This window comes from Stutzerimonas stutzeri (assembly GCF_024448955.1).
In the GTDB taxonomy this organism is placed as follows: Bacteria; Pseudomonadota; Gammaproteobacteria; order Pseudomonadales; family Pseudomonadaceae; genus Stutzerimonas; species Stutzerimonas stutzeri_AQ.
This window is the reverse complement of the sequence record NZ_JAMOIH010000010.1, coordinates 159,647-175,200: the sequence shown is the minus strand read 5'-3', so window position 1 is coordinate 175,200 and position 15,554 is coordinate 159,647. Positions and strand designations below refer to the sequence as shown.

17 protein-coding genes are annotated in these 15,554 nt (G+C 61.4%); 9 read left to right on the top strand and 8 right to left on the bottom strand.

Features of this window, described 5'->3' with window-relative positions:
• Positions 1-51: 51 nt before the first annotated feature.
• Both NA645_RS12740 and NA645_RS12735 read right to left on the bottom strand, forming a co-directional pair.
• Positions 52-1,260, bottom strand: coding sequence for a porin (locus NA645_RS12740; RefSeq protein WP_256049145.1), 1,209 nt, complete (start codon positions 1,258-1,260; stop codon positions 52-54).
• A gap of 97 nt (positions 1,261-1,357) precedes the next feature.
• Positions 1,358-2,479, bottom strand: a complete 1,122-nt coding sequence (locus NA645_RS12735) for a beta-ketoacyl-ACP synthase III (RefSeq protein WP_181101771.1) — start codon at positions 2,477-2,479, stop codon at positions 1,358-1,360.
• 298 nt (positions 2,480-2,777) lie between these two features.
• Between NA645_RS12735 and NA645_RS12730 the strand changes: the two genes are divergently transcribed.
• Positions 2,778-3,308, top strand: a complete 531-nt coding sequence (locus NA645_RS12730) for a hypothetical protein (RefSeq protein WP_256049142.1) — start codon at positions 2,778-2,780, stop codon at positions 3,306-3,308.
• 107 nt (positions 3,309-3,415) lie between these two features.
• On the opposite strand, the gene NA645_RS12725 is transcribed toward NA645_RS12730, so the two are convergent.
• Positions 3,416-3,628: a DUF3820 family protein gene (locus NA645_RS12725; protein WP_131651155.1), complete on the bottom strand. Its 213-nt coding sequence runs from the start codon at positions 3,626-3,628 to the stop codon at positions 3,416-3,418.
• A 294-nt stretch (positions 3,629-3,922) separates the two neighbouring features.
• On the opposite strand from NA645_RS12725, the gene NA645_RS12720 reads away from it, so the two are divergent.
• From NA645_RS12720 to NA645_RS12700, 5 genes are all read left to right on the top strand, one after another.
• On the top strand, positions 3,923-5,317 hold the full coding sequence (locus NA645_RS12720; RefSeq protein WP_256049140.1) for a cytochrome B6: 1,395 nt from the start codon (positions 3,923-3,925) through the stop codon (positions 5,315-5,317).
• Between the two features lie 129 nt (positions 5,318-5,446).
• The gene (locus NA645_RS12715) at positions 5,447-5,971 is read left to right on the top strand and encodes an ankyrin repeat domain-containing protein (RefSeq protein ID WP_256049139.1); all 525 of its coding nucleotides are present in this window, start codon (positions 5,447-5,449) and stop codon (positions 5,969-5,971) included.
• A gap of 174 nt (positions 5,972-6,145) precedes the next feature.
• Positions 6,146-7,369, top strand: a complete 1,224-nt coding sequence (locus NA645_RS12710) for an MFS transporter (protein ID WP_256049138.1) — start codon at positions 6,146-6,148, stop codon at positions 7,367-7,369.
• 135 nt (positions 7,370-7,504) lie between these two features.
• Positions 7,505-8,446: an alpha/beta hydrolase gene (locus tag NA645_RS12705; RefSeq protein WP_256049136.1), complete on the top strand. Its 942-nt coding sequence runs from the start codon at positions 7,505-7,507 to the stop codon at positions 8,444-8,446.
• 156 nt (positions 8,447-8,602) lie between these two features.
• Positions 8,603-9,640: an SDR family NAD(P)-dependent oxidoreductase gene (locus tag NA645_RS12700; protein WP_256049135.1), complete on the top strand. Its 1,038-nt coding sequence runs from the start codon at positions 8,603-8,605 to the stop codon at positions 9,638-9,640.
• Between the two features lie 4 nt (positions 9,641-9,644).
• Here NA645_RS12700 and NA645_RS12695 read toward each other — a convergent pair whose 3' ends face one another.
• Positions 9,645-10,574, bottom strand: a complete 930-nt coding sequence (locus tag NA645_RS12695) for an alpha/beta fold hydrolase (RefSeq protein ID WP_256049133.1) — start codon at positions 10,572-10,574, stop codon at positions 9,645-9,647.
• A 504-nt stretch (positions 10,575-11,078) separates the two neighbouring features.
• On the opposite strand from NA645_RS12695, the gene NA645_RS12690 reads away from it, so the two are divergent.
• Positions 11,079-11,507: a response regulator gene (locus NA645_RS12690; protein ID WP_256049132.1), complete on the top strand. Its 429-nt coding sequence runs from the start codon at positions 11,079-11,081 to the stop codon at positions 11,505-11,507.
• A gap of 11 nt (positions 11,508-11,518) precedes the next feature.
• Positions 11,519-12,517: a sensor histidine kinase gene (locus tag NA645_RS12685; protein ID WP_256049131.1), complete on the top strand. Its 999-nt coding sequence runs from the start codon at positions 11,519-11,521 to the stop codon at positions 12,515-12,517.
• Positions 12,518-12,639: 122 nt separating this feature from the next.
• On the opposite strand, the gene NA645_RS12680 is transcribed toward NA645_RS12685, so the two are convergent.
• The 4 genes from NA645_RS12680 to NA645_RS12665 form a co-directional block, all read right to left on the bottom strand.
• Positions 12,640-13,626 carry an alpha/beta fold hydrolase gene (locus NA645_RS12680; RefSeq protein WP_272892056.1) on the bottom strand — a complete coding sequence of 329 codons (987 nt, stop codon included), beginning with the start codon at positions 13,624-13,626 and terminating at the stop codon, positions 12,640-12,642.
• Positions 13,627-13,863: 237 nt separating this feature from the next.
• On the bottom strand, positions 13,864-14,292 hold the full coding sequence (locus tag NA645_RS12675) for a 3-isopropylmalate dehydratase (RefSeq protein ID WP_256049129.1): 429 nt from the start codon (positions 14,290-14,292) through the stop codon (positions 13,864-13,866).
• A 116-nt stretch (positions 14,293-14,408) separates the two neighbouring features.
• Positions 14,409-14,630 carry a hypothetical protein gene (locus NA645_RS12670; RefSeq protein WP_256049127.1) on the bottom strand — a complete coding sequence of 74 codons (222 nt, stop codon included), beginning with the start codon at positions 14,628-14,630 and terminating at the stop codon, positions 14,409-14,411.
• A gap of 50 nt (positions 14,631-14,680) precedes the next feature.
• Positions 14,681-14,830: a hypothetical protein gene (locus NA645_RS12665; RefSeq protein ID WP_256049126.1), complete on the bottom strand. Its 150-nt coding sequence runs from the start codon at positions 14,828-14,830 to the stop codon at positions 14,681-14,683.
• A gap of 196 nt (positions 14,831-15,026) precedes the next feature.
• Between NA645_RS12665 and NA645_RS12660 the strand changes: the two genes are divergently transcribed.
• Positions 15,027-15,419, top strand: a complete 393-nt coding sequence (locus NA645_RS12660) for a hypothetical protein (protein WP_256049125.1) — start codon at positions 15,027-15,029, stop codon at positions 15,417-15,419.
• The last annotated feature ends 135 nt before the right edge of the window (positions 15,420-15,554 follow it).

Genomic DNA, 15,554 nt, shown 5'->3' with positions numbered 1-15,554 from the left:
TGTCCTCTAGGAGCAGCCCGGTTTGTTTTTTATTAATTCCGCGAAGCGTAATTAGAAGTCGTAGCGCAGACCTACAGAGAGACCGGAAGCCTTTTCACCCGCTGCAGCCACGCCAAGTGCTGCGTTATTACGCACATTTGCCGAACGGGCCTGTTCCCATGGAACTTGTGCGGAGTTGTCATCGTTATCCAGGACAGCATAGTTGGCATAGACACGAACAGCCTTGTCCAGTTTGTGCTCAACACCTACTACCCACATATCGGCATCAGCATCGTCAGCGTCGGAATCGCGGGTCATCCACATGGCTTTCAGAGCGGTGTTCTTGGCAATTGCGTATTCGCCACCCAGACCATAGACGTCGGAAGACCACGCATCGCGGCTGGCTTCAATCGGGGAGTCGTGATCAACGGTTTGATAGAAGCCCACCAGTTTGAAGGCATCGGTCAGCTTGTAGGCGGCAGCGGCACGGATACCGTCACGCTCGCCGCGCTCCTGATCTTCCTCGACCTTCTCGTATGCCAGGGAGGCCTCCAGCGGGCCGCCGGCGTAGTTCAGCGACATGCTGATGGCATCGCTGTCTGTATCTTCAACAGCCCACTGGCCTTCATACATCGAGTAGGCCAGCTTGGCGTTGAAACCGCCCATGGTTGGCGTGGTGTACTGAATGGTGTTGTCATAACGCTCGTCGAAGCGGCCATTGCCGAAACGAGTCAGGTTGCGCATGTCACCGACCTGGTCACCGAACAGGTTGGCAGGACCACGGGCGACCTTGAATGGGCTGTCGAAACGACCGAGCTGTACCGCACCGAAGTTGCCGCCCAGACCGACAAAGGTGTCGCGGGTAGCGAAACTTGTGCTGCCGCTATCGCTGCTGCCGGTAGTAAAGTTGATTTGCTGTTCAATCTGAAAGAAAGCATTCAGATCCGGGTTGATCTGATGATCGCCCTTGAAACCCAGGCGCGAAGAGTTGCTCGACAAGTTGGTTTCGGAATAATCGGCGCCATCATCCAGGTAATCCACCGACACATGCGCACGGCCATAGAAATTAACATCGGCCATTGCTACAACAGGCACCGCCATCGCAGCACCAACAGCAATCGCAATCAACTTCTTCTTCATCGGAAAAGCTCCTTCGGTTATGAAACGTCGTCCTGCGAGTGACATGACGTCGTCTTGTTCGACGGAGGCGATTATGGGAAGCCGATGTGACAGAAGATTTGCCGCAATATGACAGTTCAAAGTTGTGGGAACTTTCTGCAATGGGCATTGCAGAGCGCTTCAAGCGAACCGCTGAAAGCAGACGAGAAGGGAAATGCTGCCCGCCGCCTCCCGGATCGAGAGGCAGCGAACACGGGGATCAGCGCTTACGCAGGATCACGCTACCAATGGAATAACCGGCACCGAAAGAGCTGAGCACACCAAGGCTGCCAGCCGGCAGGTCGTCCTGATGCTTGTGGAAGGCAATCACCGAGCCGGCCGAACTGGTGTTGGCATAGGTATCGAGAATCACCGGTGCCTCTTCCGCGCTGGCGTCGCGACCCAGCAGCTTGCGCACGATCAGGTGGTTCATGTTGAGGTTGGCCTGATGCAGCCAGAAGCGCTTGACCGAGCCGACCTCAATATCGTTTTCCTTAAGGTGCTCGCCAATCAGCTCGGCCACCATCGGGCAGACTTCCTTGAACACCTTGCGACCTTCCTGGACGAACAGCTTGTCCGGGTTTGTCATGTATTCCTCGGCGGTGCGGTTGAGGAAGCCGAAGTTGTTGCGGATGTTGTTGGAGAATTCGGTCACCAGTTTGGTGCTGATGACATCCCACTGATGCTTGGAGGTCGCCAGGTCGGCACGCTCGACGATCACTGCGGTGCAGGCGTCGCCGAAAATGAAGTGGCTGTCGCGATCGCGGAAGTTCATGTGGCCGGTGCAGATTTCCGGGTTGACCATCAACACCGCCCGCGCCTGGCCCAGTTGCACCGCGTTGGCGGCGTTCTGGATACCGAAGGTGGCCGAGGAACAGGCCACGTTCATGTCGAAGCCGAAGCCCTTGATGCCCAGTGCCGCCTGCACTTCGATGGCAACAGCCGGGTAGGCACGCTGCAGGTTGGAGCACGCCACGATCACCCCGTCGATATCCGCAGCAGTTTTGCCAGCTCTGGCCAGTGCCTCTTCGGCGGCTTTCACCGACATTTCGCAAAGAATTGACCACTCGTCATTACTGCGCTCGGGAATACGCGGAACCATGCGGTCGGGATCGAGGATGCCGGCCTTGTCGGTCACGAAACGGCTCTTGATACCGGACGCCTTCTCGATGAAGGCCGAGCTGGATTCGGGCATCGGTTGCACTTCACCAGCTTCGATGGCAGCGGCATGCTCGGTATTGAAGCGGAGCGAGTAGGTGTTAAAGGACTCCACCAGCTCGTCGTTGGAAATGCTCTGGGCAGGGGTATAAAGGCCGGTACCGCTGATGACGACGTTATGCACAGTCGTTCCTCTTGAATATTGGCTGATCGTTGTCTGGCGTAGGAACAGAGCGATGCCGGCAGCGCCGATCGCTAGCGTCATCCCGCATCTGTTTTATATGGCGGCTATTGTGCACGAAAACCTGGCAGAAGCTGCAGCCGCGCGTTGAAAAGCGTACAAGCAGATCACAGGTCAGCAATCGTAGCGCAGGCCACGCTGTCGGCCCCCGGTGCCGCTCCATATCGCTCATCAGGGCGGTTGCTGCCGGCCGCAACCGGCTTACGTTATTCTTGCGCGCCCAACAAGCCAGGACTGTCCGATGAAAGACCCACTCGCCGAATTGATCCGCCTGATCAGTTCCGGCTGCATGAGCGATGAGGAAATCAACCGCGTCGCCGACGAAGCCGCGCAGGCCTATGCCGATCCCCAGGGCTTTCTGCAGGCCAATCCGGATATCAACTACGACGACGACTTCCCCATTCCACTGGGCGAATGGGTCGTCGTCGGCAGCCTGCCGGACACGGTGCTGTTCCAGGCCGACGACTATCAGGCATTGTTCGAGCAGATTCGCGCCTCGTTCGGCGAGAGCGTCAACTTCGTGCTGCAACCCAAACAGCTGGCCAAGACCGAGCCCTTGAAGGCGCTCAACCGCATCCAGACGCAACTCGGCGCGCTCTACCCCGAGAAGGGCGGCTACGTACTGGTGGACTTCAGCGAACCGCTGGATGACGAGTTGCAAGCGGTGCTGGTTTATAGCTGTGACGTCGAGCGGGTGATGGCGCTGGCAGTGGAAGTCGGCCTCTACGCCACGCCTGCGTTGGCTGCGCTGCAGGCGGAACTCGGCGAATAACTCATAACACCGTAGGGCCGAACTTGCTCGGCCTTGGTGGAACGGGATGCCGCTTTCTATCTATCGGCCCTCAGCAGAACCGGCCGAATAAATTCGGCTCTACGGGTTTAGCGTCGGCGTAGCGGATCGAGCAGCGGCGACAGGCCGTTGTGATCGATCTCCTGCATCAGCGCCAGCAACTGGCCGATCTCTCCTGGCGGGAAACCCACCCTGGCGAACCAGTTGAGGTAGTTGCCCGGCAGGTCGGCGATCAATCGCCCCTTGTACTTGCCGTAGGGCATGGTCTGGGTCACCAAGCGTTCGAGGTCTTCGGGTTTCATGTGCGGCATTCGCTTCAGCGGGAGCGGAATATTGCCACAGCCACCCGGCTTCGACAGATCCGTTACGGCACCTTCGACTTGGATCGTTTTTACATAAAAGCGGCGATTTTCCTTAATCCGGCTATAAGGCAACGCGCTATCGAAAATGCGCTTGTTCACGGCAGCCGTGCGCTGGGCGGATAAATGACTGCTATATAGCGAAGAGACTATCGGCGCGATAGCCTGAGCCTATTTTCCCATGCTGCGATTCGCTTCTAGGCCTTTAGTACCTACCAGCCCGTGAGGAAAACAATAATGAAAACCTGCAGCGTTCCCTGGCGCCTGGCCATTGTGCTCGGCGCCACTCTCGTTCTGCCTTGCGTAGTACATGGGGCCGAGGGCGAAAAGCCGTCCAGCTACAACCCGGTGAGGATCACCGAGCACTTCGACTCGATCATGCGGCGCATGAAGGCCGAAAAACCGGCCATCCGCGAAACCCACATGAGCCTGCTCGAGCAGCGCTACGACCTCAGCGACACGCCCGACGATGAGATCACCATGGCTCGCGGCAAGCCGATCCAGACTGGCGTGCGGGTCAAGCTGGCGGACGGCAGCTGGGAAGAACTGGCCAAGCTCAGCCCCGAGCAGATTCGCCAGCAGAAACGCTTTCCGGCCGGCTTCATGCCTCTGCCGCATCCCAACCATCCCGAAGGCGGCATGGTTTTCCCGCAGTTCCATATCGATGAGGTCAATGAAATCGAAGGCCGAGACCTCACCCGCTTCGATCTGGATTTCGATCTGCCGGATCATTTCCTGCCGGAGTTCCCGGCACCGATCTACCTCACTACTCGGCCGGATCTGGGAGATGTGTCCCAGGGCAAGCTGGTGAACATCCGCAACTACTTCGAGATGTTCAACGGAGTTCTCAATCCCAAGCAGCTGGAAGGCCTGCGGCTGCTGGTCACGACCTTTCCGCAACAACAATTCAACGCCACCGACGACCGTCGCAGCGAGCACCCGCACACGGGCGTCGCCTGCTTCGATTGCCACGCCAACGGTCACACCAACGCCTCCACCCACCTGGCGGGCGATGTTCGGCCACAGGAATTCCGCCACCGCATCGACACCCCGACCCTGCGCGGCGTGAACGTCCAGCAAATCTTCGGCTCGCAGCGGGCGCTGAAGACCGTGGAGGATTTCACCGAGTTCGAGCAGCGCGCGGCCTACTTCGACGGCGATATCGTCATGGCTGCGAAGAAAGGCGTGAACGTGCTCGAGCGCGGCAGCCAGGTGCATTTCATGGGTGAGTTCCAGGCCCTGCTCGACTTCCCGCCGGCACCTAAACTCAACGTCGAAGGCCGTCTCGATCCGGCCAAGGCCAGCGAGCAGGAACTGCGTGGCGAGCAGATATTCCACGGCAAGGGCGCCTGCGCTGGCTGTCATGTGCCGCCCTACTACACCGACCATCTGATGCATAACCTGCAGACCGAGCGCTTTTACGAACCGCAGGAATACAACGGGGTGATGGCGGTGGGCGACGGACCGATCAAGACCTTCCCGCTGCGCGGCATCAAGGATTCGCCGCCGTACCTGCACGATGGGCGCCTGCTGACGCTGGACGATACGGTGGAGTTCTTCAATCTGGTGCTGCAACGCGGTCTGAACCAAGACGAGAAGGCCGATCTGGTGGCGTTCCTGCGCACCCTTTGAACACCCATCGATAAAACCGGTCTATGCGCCGGATAGCCGATGCAAGCACGCCAACCGGCGTGGCGCTTGGCACAATGGCGACCGCTGGCCGATCCAGGCCGGCGGCCGCACACCATTCGAGGAGCCAGCATGAGCCAAGCCGACAAACCCAAGCCCCAACTGGACGACGCCGCCCTCGCCTTCGCCGAGCAAGTGTTCGACAGCACCCGTCAAGGAGACGCCGCGCGCCTCGCCGACCTGCTCGGCCGGGGCCTGCCATCGAACATTCGCAACCACAACGGCGACAGCCTGTTGATGCTCGCCGCCTATCACGGGCATCGCGATGCGGCACGCGTACTGTTGGAGAACGGAGCCGATCCTCAATTGCGCAACGACAAGGGCCAGACACCCTTGGCAGGCGCGGCCTTCAAGGGCGATCTGGCGATGATCAAGCTGTTGCTCGAACATGGCGCAGACGTCGAGGGCGCATCGCCCGATGGCAAGACCGCCTTGATGATGGCCGCCATGTTCAACCGCACCGAGATCGTCGAGTACCTGATTGCCCAGGGCGCCAACCCTCACGCCCCCGACAACAACGGCGCCACGCCACTCGCGGCCGCGGCGCTGATGGGTGCCGTCGATACCCACGCGCTGCTGAGCAAACTCAACAGCTGACGACACGGGTATTCATGCTCCCCGCGGGTCGCCGGAACGACGAACCGTGGCGCGCCGTTGAACCATCACGCCGCCGCTCGATCTCTGTGTTCTGAATCGAACGCCGGTAGCACTGCCCTTCCGGCCGCCTTATCGGGATAATCCCGCGCTTCCCCAAAACGTCCGAGGCCAACCATGACGGCGCACGCCAATCCGTCGACGCAGCGCTTTTCGCCGCGCGCCATCCTGCTGATCGAACTGGCGCTGGCCATGGGCGGGTTCGCCATCGGTACCGGCGAGTTCGCCATCATGGGGCTGATGCCCAACGTCGCACTGGGCCTCGGCATCAGCGAGCCGCAGGTCGGCCACGTGATCAGCACCTATGCGCTGGGCGTGGTGGTCGGCGCGCCGCTGCTGGCGATTCTCGGCTCGCGGCTGTTTCGTCGGCATCTGCTGCTGTTGCTGATGGGCTTTTTCGCGCTGGGTAACTTCGCCAGTGCCGTGGCGCCGGACTATCACTCCCTGTTGCTGTTCCGCTTCATCGCCGGCCTGCCTCACGGTGCCTACTTCGGCGTGGCCATGCTGGTTGCCGCATCGATGGTGGCGCCAGATCAGCGCGCCAAGGCAGTCAGCCGCGTACTGGCGGGCCTGACCATCGCCATGCTGATCGGCAACCCCATCGCCACCTGGCTCGGGCAATGGCTCAGCTGGCGTTGGGCATTCGGGTTGGTGGGACTGATCGCGCTGCTGACGGTGCTGCTTGTGGCGATTTTCCTTCCGCTCGACCGCAGCGAGCCACGCAACAACCCGATGCGCGAGCTGCGTGATTTCAACCGCAAGCAGGTCTGGCTGGCGCTGGCGATCAGCTCCGTCGGGTTTGCCGGGATGTTCTGCGTATTCGCCTACCTGGCACCGACGCTGCTGGAGGTCACCGGCGTCAGCGAAAACTGGATTCCCGTGGGCCTGGCCGCCTTTGGCCTGGGTGGAATCATCGGCAACCTGTTTGGCGGCTGGCTGTTCGATCGGTTGCGCTTCAAGGCGATTCCCTTGTTGCTGCTCTGGAGTATCGCGGTGCTGCTGGTCTTCCCCTTCGCCACGCACTCGCTGTGGACCATCCTGCCGGCGGCCTTCGCGGTGGGCACCATGGTTTCTCTGTCGCCAGCTCTGCAGACGCATCTGATGGACGTCGCCGCCGATGCGCAGACGCTCGCTGCGGCCTCCAACCATGCCGCTTTCAACATCGCCAACGCGCTCGGTCCCTGGCTTGGCGGGTTGGCCATCAGCGCTGGTCTCGGCTGGACCTCGACTGGCTACATCGGCGCGGCGACCGGAGCGGCCGGTTTGCTGGTGTTCTGGTGGGCCTGGACGGCACGGAACGAACCCGCACATGGTGCTGGCGTGGCAGCGGCCTGTGACTGAGCGGCCAAATCACTGGCACGGCGATCAACCCGAACGGCGCCGTAATCTGCGGTAAAGACTTCTTGTCGCCCGCCGCTTGCGCAGCCGGCAGACCGCACGCTCAATGCCGGCTCAGCAGGAGGAACCTGAGCCGTTATGTCGAAATTCCCGTTGTTCCGCACCCGAACCCGAACGTTCGCCTCGTTGCTCATGGCAGTACTGCTGGCCCTGCTGCCAGTCGGTTGCTCCATGCTCGAACAGAAGGAGCGCGAGCTGGTGTTTCGCATCGAGCCCGGCACCGCCAGTTGGTATCGCGGCTTGCCGAATGGCGTCGAGGAGCTGGAGCTGACCACGCCTGCTTTCGGCGACAGCCAGAACATCCACGCCTGGTGGTGGCCGGCCGAGCACGCCGACGCGCCCGCGGTGCTCTATCTGCATGGCTCGCGCTGGAATCTCACCGGCCATCTGTTTCGCCTCGAGCAGCTTCGTTCGCTGGGTTTTTCGATACTGGCCATCGATTACCGCGGCTTCGGCCAAAGCCTCGGCGAGCTGCCGTCCGAAGCGAGTGTTTACCAGGATGCGCGCATCGCCTGGGATCACTTGAAAACGCTTCAGCCCGACGCTGACAAGCGCCTGATCTACGGCCATTCATTGGGCGGAGCGGTAGCCGTGGACCTCGCCGCCGAGCTTGGCCGCGAGGCCGAACGCCACGACGAGGCTCCGGCCGCGCGCGCGTTGATTATCGAGTCCACCTTCACCAATCTGGCCGACATCGCCACCGAGGTGGCCGACACGTCCTGGCCAATCCGTTGGCTTCTCTCGCAGAAGTTCGATTCCATCGACAAGATTGACCAGGTCGGCATGCCTCTGCTGGTGGTGCACGGCACGGCCGATCAATACGTGCCGGCACGCTTCAGCGAAGCACTCTATGACGCCGCCCAGCAGCCCAAACGCCTGCTGCTAATCGAGGGCGGTACCCACAACAACAGCATGCGTCTTGGTCGGCAGGCCTATCGCAGGGCGCTGGACGAGTTGCTCGATGACAGCCGCAGCCAGCTGGGCGACACGGCGATGGGAGCGCAAGGCGCGGCAGGCTAAGCGCCGCAGCATCGTTGACGGAATCGGGCCGAATCTGCCGGCGCCGTGCACCAAACGGCGCTGGCATGGTCGACTTTCTATCTGCCCTGCGCGGGTTGTGCTCGTTCGCGCAGCATTAGCCGATCCGACCGATATCGAACCTCGCCAGGAGGAAACATGAAGGTGTCGCGACTGTCCCCATCGCCTGGGTTGGCGTTGCTGTTATCGCTGCTTGCCGTGCTGCAACTTGGCGGCTGCGCCGTTTCCCCAAGCCTCAAGCCAAGCGACCAGCCAAACGTTGCCGGCAAGACCTATGTCATCACGGGCGCCTCCAGCGGCTTCGGTCGCGGCGTAGCGCTCAGGCTCGCGGCGCTGCAGGCCAACGTGGTGCTGGCGGCCCGCCGAACCGACGTACTCGAAGAAGTGGCCACGCAAGCACGTGCATCAGGCGGATCGGCATTGGTGGTCACGACCGACGTGAGCAACCCGGACGACGTACAGCGTCTGGCTCAGGCCGCCATCGAACGCTTCGGCAGGATCGACGTGTGGATCAACAACGCCGCAGTCGGCGCGCTGGGTCGCTTCGAGGAGATTCCCGTCGAGGACCATGCGCGGATCGTCGACGTCAATCTCAAGGGTGTGATCTACGGCAGCCACGCGGCCATACGACAGTTCAGAACGCAGGGCTTCGGCACGCTGGTTAACGTCGGCTCGGTCGAAAGTGAGGTGCCGCTGGCCTATCACGCTTCATACGCCGCGACCAAAGGCGGCGTGATGAACCTGGGCGCGGCCATCGCCGAGGAAATTCGCCTGAGCGGTAGCGAGACCATCAACGTCGCCACCGTCATGCCTTGGGCGGTGGATACGCCGTTCTGGGAACATGCGGCCAACTACACCGGCGGCACCCCACGCATGGCCGCAATGGACGGCCCGGAGCAAGTTGTCGAGGCCATCGCTTGGGTGTCGATCAATCCGCGCAAACGGCTACCGGTGGGCTGGAAGGCTCGCGGCGCGGTGATTTCGCATTCGCTGCTTCCCTCGCTCACCGAGCGGATTTCGGCAAACATCGCGCATCGCTGGCAAATCGAAAAAGCACCGCCGGCGCCGCCGACCAAGGGTTCGCTTTATCAACCGATGGAATCCGGCACATCTATCGAAGGTGGCGTGCGAAAACGCATGGCGCGTGAAGAGGCCGCACGAGAGCAGTCGGAATAACGCATCAACCGGGATCGGCAGCGAGCTCGACGGCCGCGGGTGCTTCAGGCGCAAGGGCTTCGTACAGCGGCCAGGGATTGTGGCCCGTGCCGATCCATTCCAGCGTCGATTGCCAGAAGCCGTCGCGGTGGCGCTCACGGAACAGGTCGAAGTGCCCGACCTTCTGCATACCCAACGCCGCCGGGCTGAGCTGAACGTGCTGCCGGTGGCTGTTGCGGTAGTAATCAAGGCCTCGGCGAATGGCCGGCGGGGTTCCATATTCATCGTCACTCATGCTGACCGCTAGAATCGGTGCACGGATCGCCGCGAAGCGTTGCAGCACCTCGGCGCGCTCGTTCGGTGGATAGCTGGCCTCCAGCCGCGCCCGGCGAAACGCCCATTCCTGAGCGACACCCGCGGGTAGGTCTTCCAGCCATCCCAGCCGCCGTCCTGGAAAATAGCCGCACAGCGCGGTTACAGCCGGCATGAACAGATGCCATCTGGCGAACATCTGCCAGCGCTGCGCGGGAGCATAATCACGCCAGTAGGCATATTGCGCACCGACGCTGAGAAAGCGATCGACCTCGGTTGCGGCCCAGGCAAAACCCGGCATGAAGCCGCCAATGCTGTGCCCCACCGCCACCAGCAGACCGTCCGGGTCGCGCTGGCGCATCCAGCGCACGGCCGCATCGAAATCGTAATCGCCCCAGTCGCGCCAGCGGATGCCGGCGCCGCGCAAGTTGGCCGGCCGAGAACCACCGATGCCGCGGTAGTCATAGGTCAGCACCGTGTAGCCCTGCTCGCGCAGGAAGCTGGCGTACCGGGCGTAGTAGCGCGCCAGCACGCCGGTCGCGCTACTGACGATCACCGAGCCGCGTGCCTCGCCCGGCGGTAGCCAGAGTTGCGCAGCGAGCTGATAACCATCGCGGCACGGCAGAAGAATGTGCTTAGGCATAGCTGATCGTCGCTCCGTGGGCCTCACGCAACCTTGCCCGCTCGGACGGATTTTGGCCAGCACAGCTGCATAACGTGTAGGGACGACAGCCGCCTCTCACCGCACCGGCCGCTACGAGATGGCGAGATAGAGATTTTGGTGGGCTAAGCAAGGCGCTGCCCACTCTACTCTTTGTGACGATGCCAGTTGGGTGGGCCGGGCGGCGCTCCGCTTCAGCCCACCACAGCAAGCAAAGCATGGCCGGGGCCTCTGGCAAAGAACGCGGCTATAGAAGGCTGTCGGGGACGCCGACGAACTTCCAAATCCACGCACACGGCAAACATCACCAGCTAGCAAACCTTTCACGGAACTGGTGCCATCATCCACCCTCTAAGTGGCCATCATCGCAGCAGCCAGCGGTCACGTCCGGCGCGCTGTCGTTGCTACACTTCGCGCCCTGCCGTCTGCCAGCACCATGAGGCCACAGGACGGTGCCACTCTCCTTCGATATCGAAAAAGGAAGCCATGCGTATCCTGTTGGTTGAAGACGATCCCATTCTCGCGCTGATAGCCGCCTCAGCGTTGGAGGACGAGGGTCACCAGATCGTCGGTCCCGCCTACGACGACGAGCAAGCCCTGACTCTTGCCGAAACCCAGAGCGCCGACATTGCACTCGTCGATATCAACCTTGCCGGACATGATGAAGGCATATCGCTCGCCCGTAGCCTGCTAAAGCGGCACGGTATTGCCTCGGTGTTCGTCAGTGGTCAGCTCGAGGCGGCGCGCAGTAACGCCGATGCCGCGCTAGGCTTGTTGCGTAAGCCGTACGAGCCAGGCGACCTGGCGCTTAGCGTAAGCATCGCGCAGGCGTTGCTCAATGGCCGGCCGGTGTTGCCGATACGCGTGCCGGCGTCACTGGAAATCTTTTCCCCTGGCCAAGCCAACGATTGTTAAGGACCCGGAACATGAACCAGACGGACAGCATTGGGAGCGGGCAGATCGATGGCATGGGCGAGCGCGAGTTTCGCGAACTTGCAGACAATGCCCCGGTCATGATCTGGCGTTCACGCACTGACAAACTCTGCGACTGGTTCAACAAACCTTGGCAGGATTTTACCGGCAAGACCCAAGAAGAACTGTTCGGCTATGGCTGGGCAGAAGACGTCCACCCGGACGATTTCGACCGCTGCGTGGCAACCTATACGAATGCCTTCGATGCCCGTGAATCCCTCACCATGCCCTACCGGCTGCGCCGTAGCGATGGCGTTTACCGCTGGTTTCTGGACAACGGCGCGCCCTTCTTTCGCAATGGCGAATTCGCCGGTTATTTCGGCAGCTGCATCGACATCACCGAGCAGCGCGACCTCGAAGAGCATCAGCGGGTATTGCTGGCGGAGCTCAACCATCGGGTCAAAAACAACCTGCAGTTGATCATTTCCTTCCTGCAGTTATCCAAGAACCGCGCCCACGGGGATGAAGCAAAGACCCTGTTGCAAGGTGCGATCAGCCGCATTCACGGTGTCGGCGCGGTGCAGAACGAGCTGCACAAATATAGCAGCGGTACGGTGGACCTCGCCGAATACCTGCCCAATCTGGCACGCAACGTACTGAGCATCGAGAGCGGCGAAAGCGCCACACTGGTGACCGAGGCACAGACCGTCAAGGTCCCGTTCCAGACTGCTTCCAACCTCGGTTTGATCGTCAACGAGCTGATGATCAATGCCATCAAACACGGCGGAGTGGATCGCGTGTTTCTCACCATCAGGCAGACCGGGCCGGGAAAGGCTGAAATCTGCGTCGCCGATCAAGGCCGTGGTTTCAGCGAAGAAGCCCTCGCCGACGACGCCCCACGCGGCGGAGCCAAGGGCATGGAGCTGATCGGGGCGCTGGCGCGGAGTTTCAAGGCGACCGTCACCCGGCGCAACCAGAACGGCGCCCAGGTCACCATCAGCTTTCCCTACTGAGCGCCGAGCGCGGGACGACAGCGTAGCGGTTACTCAGTAATGCCGTTGACCCAGGCACAGTCGCGATGGCCGCAACGTTTGCCAGCGCTGGCAGCACGACGCGCTGCCAGCGCAACAATCAATCAGCGCGCCCGGAGCCCATTCAGCAACGCCTTGTGAAACACCTGCGGTGCCTCGACCTGCGGTGAATGGCCAAGCTCGGGGAATGGGACCAGCGTAGCCTTGGGAATCAGTGCGGCCGCCCGTCGGCCCAGTTCCGGGTAGTTGCCAAGGCGTTGCGCCACTTCCTCGGGCGCGCGGTTGGCGCCGGGTGCGGTGCGGTCCTTGCCGCCAATGAGCAACAGCGTCGGCATGCTGAGCTTTTCGAACTCATGGATGACCGGCTGGGTGAAGAGCATTTCTGACGTCTGCGCCTGGTTCCAGGCAACGATCTCCTTGCCCTCCCCGGCATACATGCCCGCTAGCATGTTCACCCAACGGTCGTACTCGGGCTTCCAGTTGCCGTTGTAGTAGAACTTCTTTTGATAGGCCTTGATTTTGTCGAAGTCAGTTTTCAGCTCGCCCTGGTACAGCTGATCGATCGGCGCGTAAGGCACGCCCTCGGCCTGCCAGTCTTCCAGACCGATCGGATTGACCAGCACCAACTGCTCGACCATGTTCGGATAGTTCAGCGCAAACCGAGCCGCCAGCATGCCGCCCATGGAGTGCCCGATGACGGTGGCCCGATCCACGTCCAGTGATTGCAGCAGCGCCTGGGTGTTATGCGCCAGCTGAGCGAAGCTGAACTGATAGCCCTGCGGTTTGCTGGAGCTGCAAAAGCCGATCTGGTCTGGCGCAATCACCCGGTAACCATTTTGCGAAAGCACCGCGATGGTTTCTTGCCAGGTCGCGGCGCAGAAATTCTTGCCGTGTAGCAGCACAACGGCTCGGCCATTGGCCTTTCCCTCGGGCTCGACATCCATATAGGCCATGGACAGCGCCTTCTCCTGCGATGAGAACTCGTAGCGCTCGATGGGATGCGGATAGCTGAAGCCTTCCAGCTGCGGTCCATAGGCCGGTCGTTGTTCGGCATGCAGCGAGGGGACCAGCGCGAGGCCGGCGGCACACATCAACGAGGGTAGGACTTTCTTCACGCATCACTCCTTGTAGCGGCAGCGTGGCCGCGAGGTCATTGGGATAGTCGCTGGGAGCCGTAGCGACAGCAAAGCTGGACTGCAAAGGCTCAAGCACAACGGTTCTGCTAAATGGAGCGCAAAGCCGCGTAAGGGTTCGTCGAGGCTACAGAGCGATTATTTCACCATGTGAAACGCGGCAACCTGGACGTTTACCGCTTTGGCGAGGAGTTGCTATTTGACCTCGACCTGCTGGATGTCGAAGCCAATACGATTGTCGGCGCTGATGCGAAAGTGCAGCGTCTCGCCCGACTCGACCCGTGCTGCTTTTTCGCGCAGCAGCTTGCCTTTGCCGCACAGGGTATCGTCCTCGGGGTCGGACTCGATGCTGACGATGCGCATCCCCGCCGGCACCTGAAAACGCGCCTGCTCGCCGACATGGATGCGTGCAGCGATCTTGCGATCTACCATCAGCGCCACGTAGCAGCCGCCCCCACGCAAGCCGAAATCACGCGTCACCACCAGCTCACCGCCATTGGCGATGGGCGTCTGATAGCCGCGCAAGCGTTCTTGCGGCACCGGTTTGATGTCCTCCGGGTCGGCCTGCCAGGACGAACAGCCGGCCAGAGCCAGAAGAGGAACGAGGACAAGGAGCAAGCGCATACGGGACTCTCCAGATAAGCGAAGCGGTGATGGTATGACAGGTTTGCTCGCTCACCGTGCGCAAAGATACTGCGATCGCTATCTAGCAGGCCGTTGGGTAGTTCTTTAACGGTCTGCTAGCGGGTCGATATCGGATGGCTGCTACCGGGATAAGGCCGCTCTTCCTCGATCCCTCCGTCTCGCCTGTAAACCTCGACCGAAGCGGTCTTGCCTGCCATGAACTGGTCCAGTTCGCTCAGCATTTCATCCTTGGTCAGGGTACGTAGCAACGTTTCCTGGGATTGCGGATCGGTCAATTCCCAGCCCATCGGGGTCGGGTTCACGTGATATTTGTCCATGGAACGCTCCTGGTAGCGAGCGCAGATTCAGCTACGCTCGGAGGATCGGGTCAGCCGCGGTCTTCGCCGCCGTCGATTTCGCTGTCGTCGAAATCCGGATCTTCGCCCGGCTCCTTCTCGCCGCTGTCAGTCATGGTGATGTCTGGTGATTCCTCGGTGGGCATCTCGTGCTCGGAGTGACCCTGATGGTTCTGGTTCATGGCGACCTCGTTGTATGGCCCGATGGGTTCTATCGATTGGAGCCATCCCAGCCGGAGGGCGTTCATCCGTGCGCTTGCCGGCGGTCGCTCATCACGCCGTGACAAAAAGAATCCGCCGCCCCGCTCAACTTGCGATTGCAGCCGCCCAAGGACTCCACCACACTCCCCGCAATCCCACCTGCACCGGAGCCGCTCCATGCCTGCCAACCATCACTACACGCGCGACAGCATTCTGGCCGACGCGAATGCCCTGAGCTGCACCATCTACCGCGCCCACGAATCGGACCCGGACGGCGAAGAGCAGGACATGGGCGACGCCCGTGTCATCATCACCGGCAACTTCGAACCGCCGGCCGAGTGGGATGCCAAGGAACGCGCCGACTATTTCGACGGCATGCCTGAAGACGCGTTCTTCACCGCCGTATTCGCCAGCGAAGCCGGTTCTGACTCCAAGGGCTACTTCACCGTCGAGGCGGACGATTACGCCGCGGTGACCGAGCAGGACGGTACGATTTCCATGTTCTATATCTGCGAGCGCCTGGCTGACGGCACCTACGTGCTGCTCCGCGAGGAAGATGACGAGGAATAAGCCGCTCCTTTCACCACGCGCAGCAAGCGGGCTCATCGAACCCGCTCCCGCCCAAACGGGTCTGTGCTGTATGGGCAGACCCGTCGGTCCTTCGGCCGACACCGCCTCGTTTCATCATCCGCCGCCACCAAGAGG

Bases quoted from the DNA above. Each gene is read 5' to 3' on its own strand.
- NA645_RS12730 (WP_256049142.1), top strand. From the start codon at position 2,778: ATGAAAGACCCACTCGCCGAATTGATCCGCCTGATCAGTTCCGGCTGC.
- NA645_RS12725 (WP_131651155.1), bottom strand. From the start codon at position 3,628: ATGAAACCCGAAGACCTCGAACGCTTGGTGACCCAGACCATGCCCTAC.
- NA645_RS12720 (WP_256049140.1), top strand. From the start codon at position 3,923: ATGAAAACCTGCAGCGTTCCCTGGCGCCTGGCCATTGTGCTCGGCGCC.
- NA645_RS12715 (WP_256049139.1), top strand. From the start codon at position 5,447: ATGAGCCAAGCCGACAAACCCAAGCCCCAACTGGACGACGCCGCCCTC.
- NA645_RS12710 (WP_256049138.1), top strand. From the start codon at position 6,146: ATGACGGCGCACGCCAATCCGTCGACGCAGCGCTTTTCGCCGCGCGCC.
- NA645_RS12705 (WP_256049136.1), top strand. From the start codon at position 7,505: ATGTCGAAATTCCCGTTGTTCCGCACCCGAACCCGAACGTTCGCCTCG.
- NA645_RS12700 (WP_256049135.1), top strand. From the start codon at position 8,603: ATGAAGGTGTCGCGACTGTCCCCATCGCCTGGGTTGGCGTTGCTGTTA.
- NA645_RS12695 (WP_256049133.1), bottom strand. From the start codon at position 10,574: ATGCCTAAGCACATTCTTCTGCCGTGCCGCGATGGTTATCAGCTCGCT.
- NA645_RS12690 (WP_256049132.1), top strand. From the start codon at position 11,079: ATGCGTATCCTGTTGGTTGAAGACGATCCCATTCTCGCGCTGATAGCC.
- NA645_RS12685 (WP_256049131.1), top strand. From the start codon at position 11,519: ATGAACCAGACGGACAGCATTGGGAGCGGGCAGATCGATGGCATGGGC.
- NA645_RS12680 (WP_272892056.1), bottom strand. From the start codon at position 13,626: ATGTGTGCCGCCGGCCTCGCGCTGGTCCCCTCGCTGCATGCCGAACAA.
- NA645_RS12675 (WP_256049129.1), bottom strand. From the start codon at position 14,292: ATGCGCTTGCTCCTTGTCCTCGTTCCTCTTCTGGCTCTGGCCGGCTGT.
- NA645_RS12670 (WP_256049127.1), bottom strand. From the start codon at position 14,630: ATGGACAAATATCACGTGAACCCGACCCCGATGGGCTGGGAATTGACC.
- NA645_RS12665 (WP_256049126.1), bottom strand. From the start codon at position 14,830: ATGAACCAGAACCATCAGGGTCACTCCGAGCACGAGATGCCCACCGAG.
- NA645_RS12660 (WP_256049125.1), top strand. From the start codon at position 15,027: ATGCCTGCCAACCATCACTACACGCGCGACAGCATTCTGGCCGACGCG.